The sequence below is a fragment of the Arenibacter sp. S6351L genome, from assembly GCF_023016025.1.
Taxonomy (GTDB): Bacteria; Bacteroidota; Bacteroidia; order Flavobacteriales; family Flavobacteriaceae; genus Arenibacter; species Arenibacter algicola_B.
This window is the reverse complement of the sequence record NZ_JALKBB010000005.1, coordinates 96,792-112,895: the sequence shown is the minus strand read 5'-3', so window position 1 is coordinate 112,895 and position 16,104 is coordinate 96,792. Positions and strand designations below refer to the sequence as shown.

Genomic DNA, 16,104 nt, shown 5'->3' with positions numbered 1-16,104 from the left:
TTGCTACTGGTTGTTCCAGAGCAAAACATATATTAATACAGTAACGGCGCACAGACCAATGGACATGGGAACAGTGTATTTCCAAGCTTTTAGGTTTACAGCGCCAACATCGGTAATTTCATACAAGTTCTTGTTGGGATAGAAATAGGACACCGAATACATTATAGCTACATTCAGCACGAATTCTATGCCCCATAGATGTACAAAATGGATACCGTGGCTAGTGTAGCCCCAAGTCATAAAAATATAAAAACAGAGCCCAAATATTAGGGCCACTTTAGCCCCGGTTGCCGAGACTTTTTTCATAAAGAACCCTGCCAATAAAATGGAGGCAATAGGAATAAAAAATATTCCGTTAAGTTCTTGCAGCAATTGATACAGTCCGTCCGAGGCATTGGCCACCATGGGAGCTGCGAAGATGGCCGCTACCGCCAATACTGCGGAAGTAACTTTTCCAATCTTTACCAGTTTGGTATCACTGACATTTTTTGCAATGTGCTTCTTATAAATATCCATACTGAACAAGGTGGCCACCGAATTCAATACCGAATTAAAGGTACTCAATACCGCTCCCATGATTACGGCAGCAAAAAAGCCTATCAACCAAACAGGTAAAACCTTTTTGACCAATTGTGGATAAACCGTGTCCTGTTGGTCAAAGTAGGTATCCTGAAAATAATAGTAACAAATTACCCCGGGCAGCACAATTATTAAGGGAATCAAGATCTTAAAAAGACCCGTTATTAAAAGTCCCTTTTGGGCCTCCTTCAAATTTTTCGCCCCCAAGGCCCTTTGGATGATTGTCTGGTTCATTCCCCAGAAATAGAGCTGATTAATGATCAGGCCCGTAAAAAGCACTTCGAAGGGTAATACGGAATCCCTTGCCCCTACCACATTGAATTTCTCCGGGGCATAATCATATACCTTCACCAATCCGTCCCAGATGTTGTTATCTCCTATGGCCATCAACGCCAATATTGGTATCAACAAACCTCCCAATAAAAGTCCAAAGCCATTAATGGTATCGGAATAGGCCACAGCCTTTAAGCCTCCAAAGATGGCATATATAGACCCTATGACCCCAATAATGACCACTGTGATCCATAATCCTTCGGATTTACTGACCCCTAGAGCCTCGGAAACCCCAAACAGGCTTTCAATGCCGATGGCACCAGAATATAGGACTATGGGCAAAAGGGTAACCACAAATGAAAATATTAGGATGGCAGCCACCATGGTCCTTGTCATGCCATCAAACCTACTTTCCAAAAACTGGGGTATGGTGGTCAATCCCATTTTTAAATATTTGGGAACAAAGAAAATGGCCGCAATTACCAGCGCAATAGAGGAAGTAACTTCCCAAGCTATAACAATAAAACCATTAACATAGGAATTACCGTTCATCCCTATAAGGTGTTCCGAGGAAATATTGGTCAGCAACATGGAACCTGCAATGACTATTCCCGTTAGACTTCTACCTCCAAGGAAATAACCGTCGGACGAGGTTAGATTCGTTTTTCTAAGACTGTACCAAGTAAAAAAGGCAACTCCTCCCGTAAAAATCAGGAATGAAGTTAAAATGATGATGAGATCAGAGTTCATAAGGCTGGTTGGTTATGGTCTATAAATAGTATTTCTGGGTCTTTTTGTTTTCCAGAGAGGTTTTCAATGAACTCTTCACAGCATCCTTCTCGGATACTTCGGCTACGGCCACATCCCACCAGGCAAATCCGGGAACCGCTTTTTTACGATCCACCTCAATGTAGATTACCGTGGTCCTGTCTATGATTTTTGCCTTTTTAAGGGCGGCATTTAATTCCTCTGCATTGGAGGCCTTTATAACATGGGCACCCATACTTGCTGCATTGGCCGCATAATCTATGGGCAACAATCCTCCGTCCAATTGATCGGTCTCCTCATTCCTGTAACGGTAGTATGTCCCAAATCCTTCGCTACCTAGAGAACTGGACAAGCTTCCTATACTGGAATAACCATCATTGTTCAAAAGAATAATGGTCATTTTCTGTTTTTCTTGGATCGATGTTACTATCTCTTGGGACATCATTAGGTAACTTCCATCACCAACCATTACATATATCTCGCTATCCGGACGGGCCATTTTAGCACCCAAACCTCCGGCAATCTCATAACCCATGCAGGAATAACCATATTCCAGATGGAAGCCTTTTGGGTTTCGGGTACGCCACAATTTATGAAGGTCTCCAGGTAGGCTACCTGCAGCACAAAGGACTATATCTTCTGGGTTGGAAAATGAATTTACAGCTCCGATCACTTCCCCTTGAAATGCCGGCACTTCATTCTTTTCGGCATAGATATCCGCTACAAATTGATCCCAGCTTTTATTAAAGTTTTCTACTTTTTCACTATAATCCGCGCTTACTTTAAAATTGGACAGCTCCTTATCCAAGGTTTCCAATATGGCCTTGGCATCCCCTACCAAAGGAAGTGCTCCATGTTTAAAGGAATCGAATTCCGTAATATTTATATTGATAAAACGGACATTGGGATCTTGAAATGCGGATTTGGAGATGGTCGTAAAATCGCTATATCTTGTACCTACCCCTATGACCAGGTCGGCCTCCTTGGCTATCTCAATGGCCCCAGGTGTTCCTGTTACCCCAGCCGCTCCAAGGTTCTGCGGTTCGTTATAATCCAACGATCCCTTCCCCGCAAAGGTTTCGGCCACGGGTATCCCCGTTCTATTGACCAATTTTTTTAATATTGCCGTTGCATCGCTATAAATAGCACCACCACCCGCAATGATCATTGGTCTTTTACTTTTTTTGATTTGCTCAATTGCCCTTGCCAATAGCGTTTGATCTGGCATAGTTCTCCCTATATTCCAAACACGCTTCTGAAACATCTCTACTGGAAAATCGAAGGCTTCCGCCTGAACATCTTGTGGAATGCACAAGGTAACCGTTCCTGTTTCGGCCTGAGAGGTGAGTACCCGCATAACCTCTGGCAAGGAGGTGATAAGTTGTTCCGGTCTATTGATCCTATCCCAATATTTGGAAACGGGCTTAAAGCAATCATTGACCGATATATCCTGGGTTACGTTAGATTCCAATTGCTGCAATACCGGGGCAACCTGTCTGGTAGCAAATATATCCCCAGGAATCAAAAGGACCGGTATCCTATTAATGGTGGCCGCTGCAGCACCGGTGAGCATATTGGTAGCTCCCGGACCAATGGACGAAGTACAGACGAAGGTTTGCAACCTATTCTTTACTCGTGCAAATGCCGCTGCCGTATGCACCATTCCCTGTTCATTCCTAGCCACGTAAAATGGGAAGTCGAGATTTTGATGCAATGCCTGTCCTATTCCCGCTACATTTCCATGCCCCAAAATTCCCAAACAACCGGCAAAAAATTTATTCTGAACGCCATCGCGCTCTACATATTGGTTCTTAAGATATTCAATTGTGGCCTGGGCCACCGTAAGTCTTTTTGTTTTCATCTGTTCTTCTTTATTTGTTTTAATAGGTCAGAAGGAATGCCCTGAGAACATATCGGTTGGCTTGATAAAGCCGTTAATGGGCATTTCATCGCTTATAAAATTAAAATCCGCCCTTCTGCTTTATAAAGTCCATGGATTCTTCCAAGGTTGGCATAAAGTTGGCACAACCCTTTTTAGTCACCACTTGCGCACCACTGGCATTACCCATTCGGCATGCCTTTTTCAAATCCCACCCTTGAAGTATTCCGTATAGGAATCCGCTGGCAAAGGCATCACCTGCACCCAGCACATTCAAAACCTCAACGGGAAACCCGGGAACATCTTCCCTGGAACCATCCTTTTGGTATATGCTGGCGCCCTTCTCCCCTCGCTTCACGATCAATGTCTCTATGCCAGAGGATAGCAATTGCTTAATAGATACATCTATATCCCCTTTGATTTCCGGAGCGGAAATCTGTTGTTCCTTAATGGTCACCTGTGAGGAATTGATCAGGGTGGCGGCAAGAATCTCCTCTTCCGTGCCAATGGCCATTTTAACCCTGGGCAAAATAGCTCTAACGGTTAAGCCAAAAGCCCTGTAATCGTGCCATTGGTCCGCTCTAAAATCCAGATCGAGAACTACGTCGACATCATTTCTGTTGGCGATTTCAGTGGCATAAAAAGTAGCACTCCTAGTAGGTTCTACATTTAGAGCAGTACCGTTGATCAACAATATTTTGTAGTCAGGAATATTGGCTTTGTCCACGTCATCGATATCCACCTGACTATCGGCCGCATTATCCCTGTAATACACCAAGGGAAATTTATCCGGAGGTTCTATTCCAAGGACAACCGCACTACTCCTAGTCCCATTTTTTACGGGAATACAATGTGTGTTTACCCCCTCCCCATTCAAGAAATTTAGGATAAACTCACCAACCTTGTCATTGCCTACCGCTGTCAAAAGACTGGCATTTACACCCAATCTTGCACATCCCACAGCTATATTGAGCGGAGATCCTCCCACAAAGGCATCAAACCCTTTAATATCATTAAATGGCGAACCAATATTCTGTGAATAAAGATCAATACTAGATCTTCCAAACGTGATTACATCAAACTTTTTATCGCTCATTTTAAATTATTGTTTATTCATTTCCGCCGTTACCAAGGGCAATCGTTTATCTTTTGATGTCCAGGAATCATAGATCCATTCATGGTCCGGGTCTGTGGTATTGGCCAAGCATTGGTCCGTGCCGGCCAAGAAATTAAGGTAGTAGCAATGAAATCCGTGTTCCGCTACTACGGGATGAAAACCCTTGGGTATCATCACCACATCATTATGTCTAGGTCTTACTATCTCGTCCAGGGATCTATCCTTGGTATAGACCTGCTGTATGGCATATGCCTCCGGTTTTTGAAATTTATAGAAATACGTTTCCTCCTGTATTGGCTCCAAAACCGTACCGTCTGCATCTACTATGCGCTCATCATGTTTATGGGCCGGAAAGGAACTCCAATTGCCTGAAGGGGTATATACCTCACGCACCACTATTTTGCTACAACCAAAACCTGGTGGCACCAGATCATTGAACTGTCGGGTAGCATTGTCACCACCAAAAATAACCACGGGCGTATCCTCTGGAGTTACAAATTTTGCAGGAAAATCTTCATCTACCTTGCACCAACCATATCCAATATCCAAGGTATCACTCATTGCCGTTAAAGTGAATTTGCTATTGCGTGAGAGGTAAAGGGTATGGGCCACCCCGCTAAAAACATCCTTTCTGCCATTTTTTGTTTCCCAGTTTCCCTTATCGCTTTCCACCTTAAAATTGCCGCTTAACAGCACTATGACCATTTCATTATCCTTGGTATCGTGTTGCCAAGTTTCCCCCTTGTTCATTAACCTTGCCTCAAAATTGAGATATTCCCAGTTGGCAGATGCCGGTGTAATTTGATGGTATACCCCTGTTTTGGATTTTGGTTTTATCTGCAAATGTGACTTATGTTCCATAATTTTTAATTTTAAAATTTCATGTCGCTTACTTTCCCAGTGGCGCCCAAGAGATCGAACTTTTCCAGCATAAATTTTTCGTACTCCGCCATATAGGTCTTCCCTGGAATTACGGGGTCGAACAGCTCTGGAGTATCCCTAAAAAACTCTCTATGCACCCTAGTCCACAATAGTCTGGTATCTGTGGCGATATTGATTTTACAAACTCCATAGGCAATGGATTTGACAATCTCTTCCGGCGAAACCCCGGAGGCACCTTCATTCAAATGCCCTCCAGCCTTGTTTATCCGGTCTATTTCCTCTAAATTAACGGCAGAGCCGCCGTGCAGCACTATAGGGAATTTGGGCAATCTTCTTTGAATCTCTTCCAATATTTTAAACTGAATACCGTCTCCACCAGAAAACTTATAAGCTCCATGACTGGTGCCCACTGCCACCGCCAAACTATCACACCCTGTTAATTCTACAAATTCCTGAACTTCTGACGGCTGGGTATATTTTGCGTGTTTTTCGTCCACGGATAGATCATCTTCCACCCCACTCAGTACTCCCAGTTCCGCCTCAACAACAATGTTTTTTTTATGGGCCTCCTCCACCACCGCTCTTGTCCTTTTTACATTCCCATTAAAACTATCATGGGAAGCATCGATCATTATAGAGTCATAATCATTGGATTGTATCGCATTAAAAGCATGTTCCTCGTTCCCATGGTCCATATGAACGGAATAGACCACTTTGGGATATATTTTGGAGGCCGCGGTAATCATGGCCATAAGCATTTCAGGATGGGCGTAATTCCGTGCTGCCGGTGTAATTTGCACCATAAATGGTGCATTGGCCTTTTCCCCGGAGCTAAAAAGTCCGTGAACCTGTTCCATGGTAAAAACATTGACGGCTGCAATGGCATATTTACCATAACAGTGTTCAAATAAACTTTTGGGCGAAATTTGCATGCAAAATTTAGATATAATTATTTATAGCCTTAATATTTTATACAAATAACAATAAATAATTGATGTTTCGAAGAATATCATATTAAAAGTCAATGCAAAGGTTTGCACAATTAAAGAAATATTCGACTAAGGGAGTATCACTTAATTTACTTTGGAAGATGCCCTTATAACGAGTTCTGGTTTAAAGACTTCTTTTCGAAACTCGAGTATGGAATTCTTGTTGTTCAAATGACTTAACAAAATTCTGGCAGAGAGCATTCCCATACTATAAACCGGCTGCCAAACGGTAGACAAAGAGGGCGTAATAAAAGACGAATGAGGCTCATCATCGAACCCTATGACGGAGACCTCATCGGGTATTTTCAAACCCATTTTTTTGGCGATGTGCATGGCCGAAATGGCAATTTTATCATTGTAGGCGAATATGGCGTCCGGCCGATCTTTCAATTCCAATAATTTTTTTGTGGCCTTTACAGCGTCTTTATGGGAAAACCCCGGAACATGTACAATAAAATCACTATTTATGGGAACCTTATTTTTGTCAAGAGCATCCAAATAGCCCTGAAGCCTTTGTTCTGTAGTACTAAGATTTAAAGGACCTCCTAGGTGCGCTATGTTCTTACAACCCGTGCCAATGAGGTACTCCACAGCCTGGAATGCCCCAAAATAATCATTTACCAATACTTTATCGGCTTCCAAACCTGGACAGTCCCTATCAAAAACCACCACGGGAATACCGCTTTTTTGAAGCCTGCGGAAATGATCAAAATTCTTGGTCTCGGATGAGGGCGCCACCAAGACCCCATCTATCTGGATTTTTGATAAGCGCTTTACAATGGTCAGCTCCTCCTCATAGGATTCGTTGGACAGGCAAATCATGATATTGTATTCCGAATCAACAATTACGTCCTGAATCCCGGTAATTATTGCGGAAAAAAAGTGGCCGGTAATTTCTGGCACTATCACCCCAATGGTATTGGATTTTTTTTGCAGCAGGTTCAATGCCAAAAGATTGGGCTGATAATCCAATGCTTCCGCCAGTGCCTTTACAGCGTCCTTGGTTTCTTTTTTTAAAGCCGGATGATCGTTCAAGGCCCTGGACACTGTTGATGGAGCTATGTTCAGCTCGCGCGCGATGTCTTTAATGGTAACACGGCCCTTCTTCATAATAAATTGTTATTTCCAATTCTAACTATCCTTTTCATATGCCCATTTATTACAAATTGTCAACCTTATAAAACCAAAAATTGCTATCTAACCAATTATAGTCCCAAATTAACGAATTGCACATTGTAACCAAATTACAACAAAATTTCTAAATGAACGTCCTAAGTTAAGCCCATGAAAAATAATAAATCAATATAAAATGAAGCATCTCTAAATAGAATATCTTCAGAATTATCTTGATATCCTAAATAACCCTACAAGCAATAAGGGTGGGCAAAAAATTGCCCACCCTTATCACAAGTTAATACTTATTTATCTATCTAATATCCAGCATTTTGAACCAAATATCCATCAAGTATGGATGCACCATCCACTGCACTTTGAGGAATTGGCATAAGACGTTTCTGTGGATCGGAATTTGTTTTTTCGGTATAAGAGTCCTCATACTTTCCAAAACGAATCATATCCGTACGTCTTTGAAATTCCCAATAAAATTCAAAACCACGCTCACGATACAATAAATCAAGATCCATGGCATCCAGTGCCGGTGCAATATGCCTAGCGGTTCTAGATGCTCTAACTAAATTAACATCAGCAAGTGCCGCACCGGCATCGCCCTTTCTTAACATTGCTTCTGCACGCATCAGGTACATATCGGCCAAGCGCAGAACCACAAGATCGGCTTGACCTTTGTTTCTACCGGAATCGGAAGTTTTACTAAATTCATACTTCAACACCCTATAACCATTACTATGTGAACTATTGGTAGTAAAATCGATCTCCAATGAATGAAAAACTGGATCACCCACCTCGGACCTACGGTTTACAACCAAGTCCACTACATAATTGTCACCATCGCATCGCTCAAAGGGATCTCCACCTTGATCGTGTTGCAAACCATACAAAAGGCCTCTATAAATTCCCCTATCCACTTCAAAATCCGCAGCACTCACACAACCCGGTTCATTGATCAGATTATCTTTATGAAATCTGGGATCGGCCTCAGCTGGATCTACATCGCCATAAGCATCTACCCAAGTTTGATAAAAATCTGGAGTAATTGCCGCGGCATCCGTTCCGTTAGCACTAGGAAATTCTGGAAGAGGGTAAAAGTCACCTGACATGGAGAAATAAGCCATACGATTATGACCATCCAAATCTGGACGTTGATCTAAAGCAAAGATTAATTCCGTATTGGTATGGTTTTCATCATCGAATATTTCAAAATATTCTGCAGAAAGTGCATGCTCACCAGAATTAATTACCTGGTTGGTATATTGGATTACCGCATCCATATCTGCAGGACTGAAATTAGGTGTTCCATAAGGATCCCTATAAACTGCAGCATTTAAATAAATCCTTGCCAATAAAGCCTGAACACCTGTCTTTGTCATTCTACCTGGCCCTACTGCCGTAGTAGTTGACAGGTCGGGTTCAGCAGCCTTCAGTTCACTTATTAAATAGTCGACCGCCTCACTACCTCTTAGTATTACCGATTGATCATCAATATTATCCTTTACGAATACTAAACCAAATGCGTCCAATAAAATATGGTTGAACCAAGCCCTCATAGCCTTGGCTTCTGCCAAATAAACCACCGCTTGAGGATTTGTTTCAGTCAATGGCTCCAAGGCATTAATAGCACTTACGGATCTGGCTATATGTTTGGTAACCCCGTTCCAAACGTCTTTCATAATGGCATTTCCCGGAGTCATTGCATGACGGTATAAATCCGAAAATTTTCCTCCATCGCCCCAGTCCGTACCACCTCTATAAGGCAATATGGCCTCATCCGTAGAGATTTCCTGCATGGCAAAATATATGGTGTGCCTATAAATGTCATTATTTGCATTTGCATACACAGGAGCTATAGCTGCTACAGCTTCATCAATACCTTCTGTACTAGGATTCAAAGATTCGTCCAAAACATTCTCTTCAAGATCCGTACAATTCCAATTCAATAACATGCTGACGAACAACAGTGCTAATTTTATCTTGTTTTTCATATCTAATTATATTTTTTATTAAAAGGATACATTCACACCAAAAACAAATGTTCTTGCCTTTGGATAGGCGAACTTATCTATACCAAAGGATTGAATTCCGTTGGTTGAACTATCAGTATTCACCTCAGGGTCATACCCATCGTAATCTGTAATTACAAATAGATTTTGGCCCGTAAAGCTTAACCTAAATTCTTGAAGCCAGTTTGAGGCCCACGACATGGATTTAGTGTCGAACGAATATCCAAAGGTCATATTATTCAATCTTAAATAAGAACCGTCCTTTAAATATCGTGTGGAAACGGCAGCTGAATTAATAATACTTTCTTCTGGATATTCAATCGCAGCAGCCGTAGTATTATTGGATTTGCTCAATAAGGTTTTATAGAAACTTCCCATAGCCGTATGGTCATAAATTTCATTTCCGGATACTCCATTAAAATTCACATTGAAATCGAACCCTTTATACTTGAAATTTGCATAAAAATTATAGGTCATGTCCGGTAAAGCACTTCCAACAATAGTTCGATCCTTTTCGGTTATCTCACCATCCCCATCAGTGTCAGCAAACTCTGAAAGTCCGTCCGGGCCAATTCCAGTAAATGTTTGCATATAAAAAGCGCCAATGGCCTCTCCGCTTACAAATCCATTAATGGTAGCATCCGTAAGGCCTTGGCCAGATGCGGATCCGGTAGTTACAATAGTAAAGGGAGAATCCTCCACTAAATTATCAATAAAAGTGGCATTTCCTCCAAATCCGTAAGACAAACCATCAGGATTACGTTTTGAATAATCAAGTGCAACTTCAAGTCCTTTGTTGGTAATGGTCATGTCGGGAACATTGGTCCAATACGTTGGTGCCGGAACAATAGGGTCTACTGGAACAACCTCCAATAATATATTGTCCGACACTTTATGGAAATAATCTACAGTACCTGTTAAACTACCATCAAATAATCCGAAATCAACACCCACATTGGATTGGGTTGAAACCTCCCATTGAATGTCCGGGTTGGCAAATCGGGTATATTCAGATCCCACTGGATAAGCACCATTTTGATCTATTGGATAACTTACATTACTAGAGTTACTAACTCTAAAGGAGGCTTTTGTAATTTTCCCTGGAATTTCCTGATTTCCAGTTTGCCCCCATCCCGCTCTTAATTTTAAATCGCTAAAGATGGAACCCTCCATAAAATCTTCTTCAATAATTCTCCAAGATCCTGCAAAGGACGAGAACACTCCATATTTGTTGTTTTTACCAAATTTTGAGGAACCATCAGCTCTTACCGTTGCGGTAAATAGATACCTATCCATAAAACTCCAATTGGCCCTGCCAAAATATGACTGTAATTCGTCTTCATAGGTACTTCCAGTAGGTCTATGGTCAGTTATATTGGTATCCCCTCCCAGTCCTGGGTTATTACGAGGGTCTATACCAGTATCTGATGGAAATTCGTCAATGGACCAACTACTATTTCTTGCAAATGTCTTTTGATAGGAGTGACCCCCTAAAATACTTAGATTGTGTTCTCCTACATCAAAAGTATATGTCAAGTAGTTTTCAATAAGGTTATTTTCATATTTTCCAAAGGACTGTCTTAAAAAACCTAAATCATTTCTATCACTATTGGCGATAGTTTGCTGATCCCTATCTGACGATCTATTTTCATAGCCATAATTTAGTTTGTATACCAGACCATCCAAAATTTCGAAAGAAGGTGCTATGTTAATCAATATTCTTCTAGATTCGGAAAAATCCCCATTATACTTATTGGACAATAAAGGATTGTTCCAATTAAGAGGATTGTTAATTTCTCCATCCGCTGTATATGCGTTAAATGTAGGGTTGGTAGAATACCCCAAATTATTATTTCTGGATTGATCGGTAAGCGTCGTATTTAAATTATAATCAATTCTTAATCGATTATCCAATAATTTTTGGGTTACGTTAATCCTAGCACTTGTTCTTTTTAGGTCGGAATTATAAACAATACCTTCCTGATCCTGTAGCCCTAATGAAGCGTAATAATTTAATTTATCGGTACCCCCGGATAAAACCAGATTGTAATTTTGCGTAATTGCGGCCCGGGTCAGTTCTTCTTGCCAATCGGTAGAACCTCCTCCATCTATCAGTTCACTCCCAGGAATTGCTGCCACTTCCCTTCGAAATTCATCAGCACTGAATACATCCAATTTACGTGCCAGTGTAGAAACACCTACATCGGTAGAAAGTGATATTTTTGAAACACCGGCCTTTCCGCTTTTAGTCGTAATAATAACCACTCCATTAGCACCTCTTGAACCATAGATTGCCGTTGCCGATGCATCTTTTAGCACATCAATGGATTCTATGTCGTCTGGATTTATAAAATTCAAAGGACTTTCACTTGAACCCGTACCTGCCAAGCCAAGAGGAAAACCATCCAAAACAAATAATGGCCCTGACCCTGAACGGATAGTCCCTTGTCCACGAATTACTATGCGTTGTCCACTACCAGGCTCACCACTTGAAGAGGTGACATTTACACCCGCAGCCTTACCCTGTATAAGTTGACCTGCATTGTTTACAACTCCTTTATTGAAGTCTTCACTGGTAACCCTTTTAACCGCACCTGTTACGTCCTTAATTTTTTGAGTTCCATAGCCAACTACGACCACCTCGTCCAATAATGAGGAGTCTTCCTGTAACGATATGCTTACATTGCTTTGACCATTTAGCGGTATTTCTGAGGTTGCATACCCTAAAAAAGACACCGCGAGAATTGCGCTTTCATCCGATACTTGAATGGTAAAATTCCCATCAAAATCGGTCGTAGTTCCATTCTTAGTTCCTTTTTCCAGCACTGTTGCACCTGGCAAGGGAACATTCTGTTCATCGGACACCGTACCGGTAATAGTGGTCTGTGCCCATGATGTCATAGATGTGCCTATCACAAAGACAAACATCAAAAATTTCAGTTTCTTCATATTTTTATGGTTTAAATTAGTTTTGTCATAACCAATTTAACACTAATTTAACGATATCGGAATTTTAAGGACTTTAAAAACTATGCAAAGGTTTGCATTGCTTTGGTTGGGCAGAAATTTCTTACGGACATATATCCCTTAATGCCTAGTAAAAAATCACAAGAGTCCATTGTCAAAGACCGTTAATTACGCTGCCGTATAATCAATGTTTGGTTATTCACGGCAAAACTATATAAATGCAAGTACGAAAATGAGGCGTTTTTATGATTTTACCTTGGCTTTACGTTTTAATAACAACGGCCTGGTATTGTTGTACAAACATTTTAAACGAGCAACATATATAGGTATAGGCAAGTCTGAATTTATACTGTAGTAGAAGGCAAACATTTTGAATTTTTACCAGTATTTAGTTCATTCTACAGTATTTACAGTGATGTTTACTAAGGAAACAGATTGGCTGCAATTTATATAAGGTAACTGGTATTCACTTTTCTGTTACGGTAACCCTAACTTAACATTGTAGCACCCTTACTTAGCAATAATGATGAGGTGTAAAGTGGCCCAAGGAAATTTTGCTCGAGCAATAGAGAAATAATTCCATACAGTATATAGGCCAAAAAATGACCTTAAGGCTAACCGCCAAGTTTTCTAAAAGAATATATACTCCTTTTGAGCCTGTTTAAAGATAAGCCATTAAAAATCGAAAGTATAGAGCACTCCAAGGGTAATGGTGGACCAAGTAGCACCATCCAACGCTATACCAGTATAAGAAATATTGACTTCTGTCTGGGCCCCCATTAAATAAGCTATTGTTGGCCTATAGTACAATCCGCCGTCATTGCCGTCGTTTATTCCTATAGCCTGACCAACATCACCACCAATGGAGAATGAATTTGATGTCCAAAATCTAATAGATGCGGTGAGTGGCATAAATTGAATGTTGGGCAAATCCTCGGCAAAAAGGTCCCTATCATATTTTTCCGGAAATCCATTTACGAAACCTACCATAACCCCAAGGTCTATAATTTCACTTAAACCCCATCTATATCCAAGATCCACTCCGGCAACTAGACTAAGCTGATCTTGGAATTCATCCAGGGGCAACCCTCCATGAATTCCTATTTTCATCCCTTTTTGGGCATACAAGCCCGTCCCTAGAAGTGCAAAAACAAAGGTTATAAGTACCGTTTTCATAAATGTTAGTTTTTATTGGTCGGTATAAATCTAGGGTCTTCCTTAGACCAGACCACATTTTTGTTGTAAAAGCGGCAAAAATGGTTGTGGGAAAACTGATTTTTAAAATATTCCATTATTTTCGGTCTCAATGAAGAAATGTTTATCTGCACAAAGAACATGTAAAAACGAATATGCAATAACCTAATTAGTAAATGTGATATTTTAAAAATATCTTTAAATAATGAATTATTAATCTATTTAAAATTGCATAAAAAAAAGTGATGCTACTCTTGAAAAAAACATTCACTATTATTTACCTCCTTATGGTCACCACTTTATTTGGGCAGAACAAAAACTTCCAAATTGCAGACGGAGTATTAAATTACCTGGATTTATTTAACTCCTCCAATAACCCCAATGTCTCTTGCTACCGTATTCCTGCCTTGGCCACCGCTGCCAACGGCGACCTTATTGCGGCCATTGATGAACGGGTACCATCCTGTGGCGATTTAAAATGGAGCAAGGATATCAATATTGTGATTCGAAGAAGTTCCGATAACGGTAAAACCTGGTCGGAAATAGAAAAAATAGTAGATTTCCCACCAGGAAAATCAGCTTCCGACCCCTCTATGATCGTGGACAATATCACCAAGGAAATATTTCTGTTTTACAATTTTATGGATTTGAACAATGAGAAAGACGTATATTACTTACATGTTATAAAGAGTAAGGACAACGGAAAGACCTGGAGCCAGCCGGAAGATATTACCCCTCAAATTACGAAAGAGGAATGGCACAACGATTTTAAGTTTATCACCTCCGGTCGTGGCATACAGACCAGATCTGGTGCCCTTCTCCACTGCATGGTAAATCTAAATAACGGGCTACGTGTTTTTGGCAGTAATGACCATGGTAAAACTTGGTTTTTTAGAGATACCGCACTTTTCCCTGCAGATGAATCCAAAATAGTGGAACTTGCTGATGGCAGCTGGATGGTAAATTCAAGGTCAAACAACACTGGTATTCGCCATATCCACAGGTCCCAGGACGAAGGCAAATCCTGGAAAACAATTGAGGAACCTTTTTTAATCGATCCCGGATGCAACGCCAGTATTATTCGCTTTACTGCCAAGGCAGATGGTTATAACAAAAATAGATTGTTGTTCTCCAATGCCAAAAGTGATAAAGATCGTGTTAACATGACTGTTAGAATAAGTTATGACGAGGGCAAAACCTGGTCCGAGGGTAAAACGATTTATGAGGGTGATTCCGCCTATTCCTCTATGACCATTATGGACAATGGCGATATTGGTCTGTTTTTTGAAAAGGACGACCATACCGAAAATGCCTTTGTAAGCTTTTCATTGAATTGGTTGACCGATGGAAAAGACACATACAAAAAACCGAATAAATAACATTTAAAATCCGTATTTATGTCAGCAATAAAAGATTTAGCAGATAGGCATAGTCCTGTCTCGGATATGTTTCAACAGCCCAAAACAGCTGAGGAATGGGAACAATACAAATTATCCGATGAACAGCTGGCCCACTTTCACGAATTCGGCTATGTTTCCGGCATAAAACTTTTGGAAGAATGGCAGGTAGATTTGTTAAACCGGGAATTGGCAGAAATAATGGATCCAGATCATCCTGCACATGATTTGTTCTATGAATTTCACAGTAACGAATCCCAAGACCCAAACTCAGTTTTATTCCATTCCCTAGGACATTGGCGGATAACCCCCGGGTTTCATGATGTATTGTGGAATCCAGCTTTTACTATGGCCGCACATCAATTATTGGAAAACAAATCAGTTAGGTTTTGGCACGACCAATTATTCTGTAAACCTGCTCTTCACGGTGGTGTAGTAGCTTGGCACCAAGACTACTCCTATTGGACCAGGACAATAGCCATGCAACACCTTACCTGCTGGACGGGATTGGATGATGCCACCACAGAAAATGGCTGCCTTCACTATATCCCCAAAAGCCATAAATGGGGTCTTTTGGATGCGCCTTCATTGGCAGGTGATATGGACGGGCTAATGAAATATCTTAGTCCGGAACAAAAAGAGCAATTTAAGCCCACCCCCATCGAATTAAAAAAAGGCTATGCAACATTTCATCATCCACTTATGGTACACGGCTCCTATGAAAACAAGTCGGAAAGAAGTAGGCGGGCGTTCGTACTTAATGTGTTTGCCGATGGCACGGTTAGCAATACGGACGATGAACTTTTGGCAGGAGTTCCCAGAGTACCCAAAGGCAATAAAATGGAAGGCAAGTTCTTTCCAAAATTATATTCCGGAAAATAAAGCTATAAGTTCAATGTTAAAATACTCATCAAACCTTTAGTAA

11 protein-coding genes are annotated in these 16,104 nt (G+C 40.9%); 2 read left to right on the top strand and 9 right to left on the bottom strand.

All coding sequences use genetic code 11. The features are described from left to right. Window positions 1-3: 3 nt before the first annotated feature. The 9 genes from MWU82_RS05945 to MWU82_RS05905 all read right to left on the bottom strand — a co-directional run bounded on the left by MWU82_RS05945 (window position 4) and on the right by MWU82_RS05905 (window position 13,764). A complete protein-coding gene (locus MWU82_RS05945; protein WP_247095629.1) occupies window positions 4-1,602 on the bottom strand; it encodes a solute:sodium symporter family transporter in 1,599 nt (532 codons plus the stop codon). Between the two features lie 19 nt (window positions 1,603-1,621). Then, window positions 1,622-3,481: a 3D-(3,5/4)-trihydroxycyclohexane-1,2-dione acylhydrolase (decyclizing) gene (iolD, locus tag MWU82_RS05940; protein ID WP_247095628.1), complete on the bottom strand. Its 1,860-nt coding sequence runs from the start codon at window positions 3,479-3,481 to the stop codon at window positions 1,622-1,624. 100 nt (window positions 3,482-3,581) lie between these two features. Continuing rightward, complete coding sequence (gene iolC, locus MWU82_RS05935) at window positions 3,582-4,595, bottom strand: 5-dehydro-2-deoxygluconokinase (protein ID WP_247095626.1); 1,014 nt, start codon at window positions 4,593-4,595, stop codon at window positions 3,582-3,584. 6 nt (window positions 4,596-4,601) lie between these two features. Next, entirely contained in the window at window positions 4,602-5,477 is an 876-nt protein-coding gene (iolB, locus tag MWU82_RS05930; RefSeq protein WP_247095624.1) for a 5-deoxy-glucuronate isomerase, read from the bottom strand. A gap of 11 nt (window positions 5,478-5,488) precedes the next feature. After that, the gene (locus MWU82_RS05925; protein ID WP_247095622.1) at window positions 5,489-6,430 is read right to left on the bottom strand and encodes a class II fructose-bisphosphate aldolase; all 942 of its coding nucleotides are present in this window, start codon (window positions 6,428-6,430) and stop codon (window positions 5,489-5,491) included. A 141-nt stretch (window positions 6,431-6,571) separates the two neighbouring features. Next, a complete protein-coding gene (locus MWU82_RS05920; RefSeq protein ID WP_247095620.1) occupies window positions 6,572-7,597 on the bottom strand; it encodes a LacI family DNA-binding transcriptional regulator in 1,026 nt (341 codons plus the stop codon). Between the two features lie 320 nt (window positions 7,598-7,917). After that, window positions 7,918-9,603 (bottom strand): RagB/SusD family nutrient uptake outer membrane protein, encoded by a 1,686-nt coding sequence (locus tag MWU82_RS05915; RefSeq protein WP_111623831.1) that lies wholly within the window; start codon window positions 9,601-9,603, stop codon window positions 7,918-7,920. An 18-nt stretch (window positions 9,604-9,621) separates the two neighbouring features. Continuing rightward, on the bottom strand, window positions 9,622-12,570 hold the full coding sequence (locus MWU82_RS05910) for a TonB-dependent receptor (RefSeq protein WP_211322966.1): 2,949 nt from the start codon (window positions 12,568-12,570) through the stop codon (window positions 9,622-9,624). Window positions 12,571-13,263: 693 nt separating this feature from the next. Next, on the bottom strand, window positions 13,264-13,764 hold the full coding sequence (locus MWU82_RS05905; RefSeq protein WP_247095619.1) for a hypothetical protein: 501 nt from the start codon (window positions 13,762-13,764) through the stop codon (window positions 13,264-13,266). A 272-nt stretch (window positions 13,765-14,036) separates the two neighbouring features. On the opposite strand from MWU82_RS05905, the gene MWU82_RS05900 reads away from it, so the two are divergent. Both MWU82_RS05900 and MWU82_RS05895 read left to right on the top strand, forming a co-directional pair. Then, window positions 14,037-15,161, top strand: a complete 1,125-nt coding sequence (locus tag MWU82_RS05900) for a sialidase family protein (protein ID WP_247095618.1) — start codon at window positions 14,037-14,039, stop codon at window positions 15,159-15,161. 18 nt (window positions 15,162-15,179) lie between these two features. Then, the gene (locus tag MWU82_RS05895) at window positions 15,180-16,061 is read left to right on the top strand and encodes a phytanoyl-CoA dioxygenase family protein (protein ID WP_215947257.1); all 882 of its coding nucleotides are present in this window, start codon (window positions 15,180-15,182) and stop codon (window positions 16,059-16,061) included. The last annotated feature ends 43 nt before the right edge of the window (window positions 16,062-16,104 follow it).

Bases quoted from the DNA above. Each gene is read 5' to 3' on its own strand.
- MWU82_RS05945 (WP_247095629.1), bottom strand. From the start codon at position 1,602: ATGAACTCTGATCTCATCATCATTTTAACTTCATTCCTGATTTTTACG.
- iolD (WP_247095628.1), bottom strand. From the start codon at position 3,481: ATGAAAACAAAAAGACTTACGGTGGCCCAGGCCACAATTGAATATCTT.
- iolC (WP_247095626.1), bottom strand. From the start codon at position 4,595: ATGAGCGATAAAAAGTTTGATGTAATCACGTTTGGAAGATCTAGTATT.
- iolB (WP_247095624.1), bottom strand. From the start codon at position 5,477: ATGGAACATAAGTCACATTTGCAGATAAAACCAAAATCCAAAACAGGG.
- MWU82_RS05925 (WP_247095622.1), bottom strand. From the start codon at position 6,430: ATGCAAATTTCGCCCAAAAGTTTATTTGAACACTGTTATGGTAAATAT.
- MWU82_RS05920 (WP_247095620.1), bottom strand. From the start codon at position 7,597: ATGAAGAAGGGCCGTGTTACCATTAAAGACATCGCGCGCGAGCTGAAC.
- MWU82_RS05915 (WP_111623831.1), bottom strand. From the start codon at position 9,603: ATGAAAAACAAGATAAAATTAGCACTGTTGTTCGTCAGCATGTTATTG.
- MWU82_RS05910 (WP_211322966.1), bottom strand. From the start codon at position 12,570: ATGAAGAAACTGAAATTTTTGATGTTTGTCTTTGTGATAGGCACATCT.
- MWU82_RS05905 (WP_247095619.1), bottom strand. From the start codon at position 13,764: ATGAAAACGGTACTTATAACCTTTGTTTTTGCACTTCTAGGGACGGGC.
- MWU82_RS05895 (WP_215947257.1), top strand. From the start codon at position 15,180: ATGTCAGCAATAAAAGATTTAGCAGATAGGCATAGTCCTGTCTCGGAT.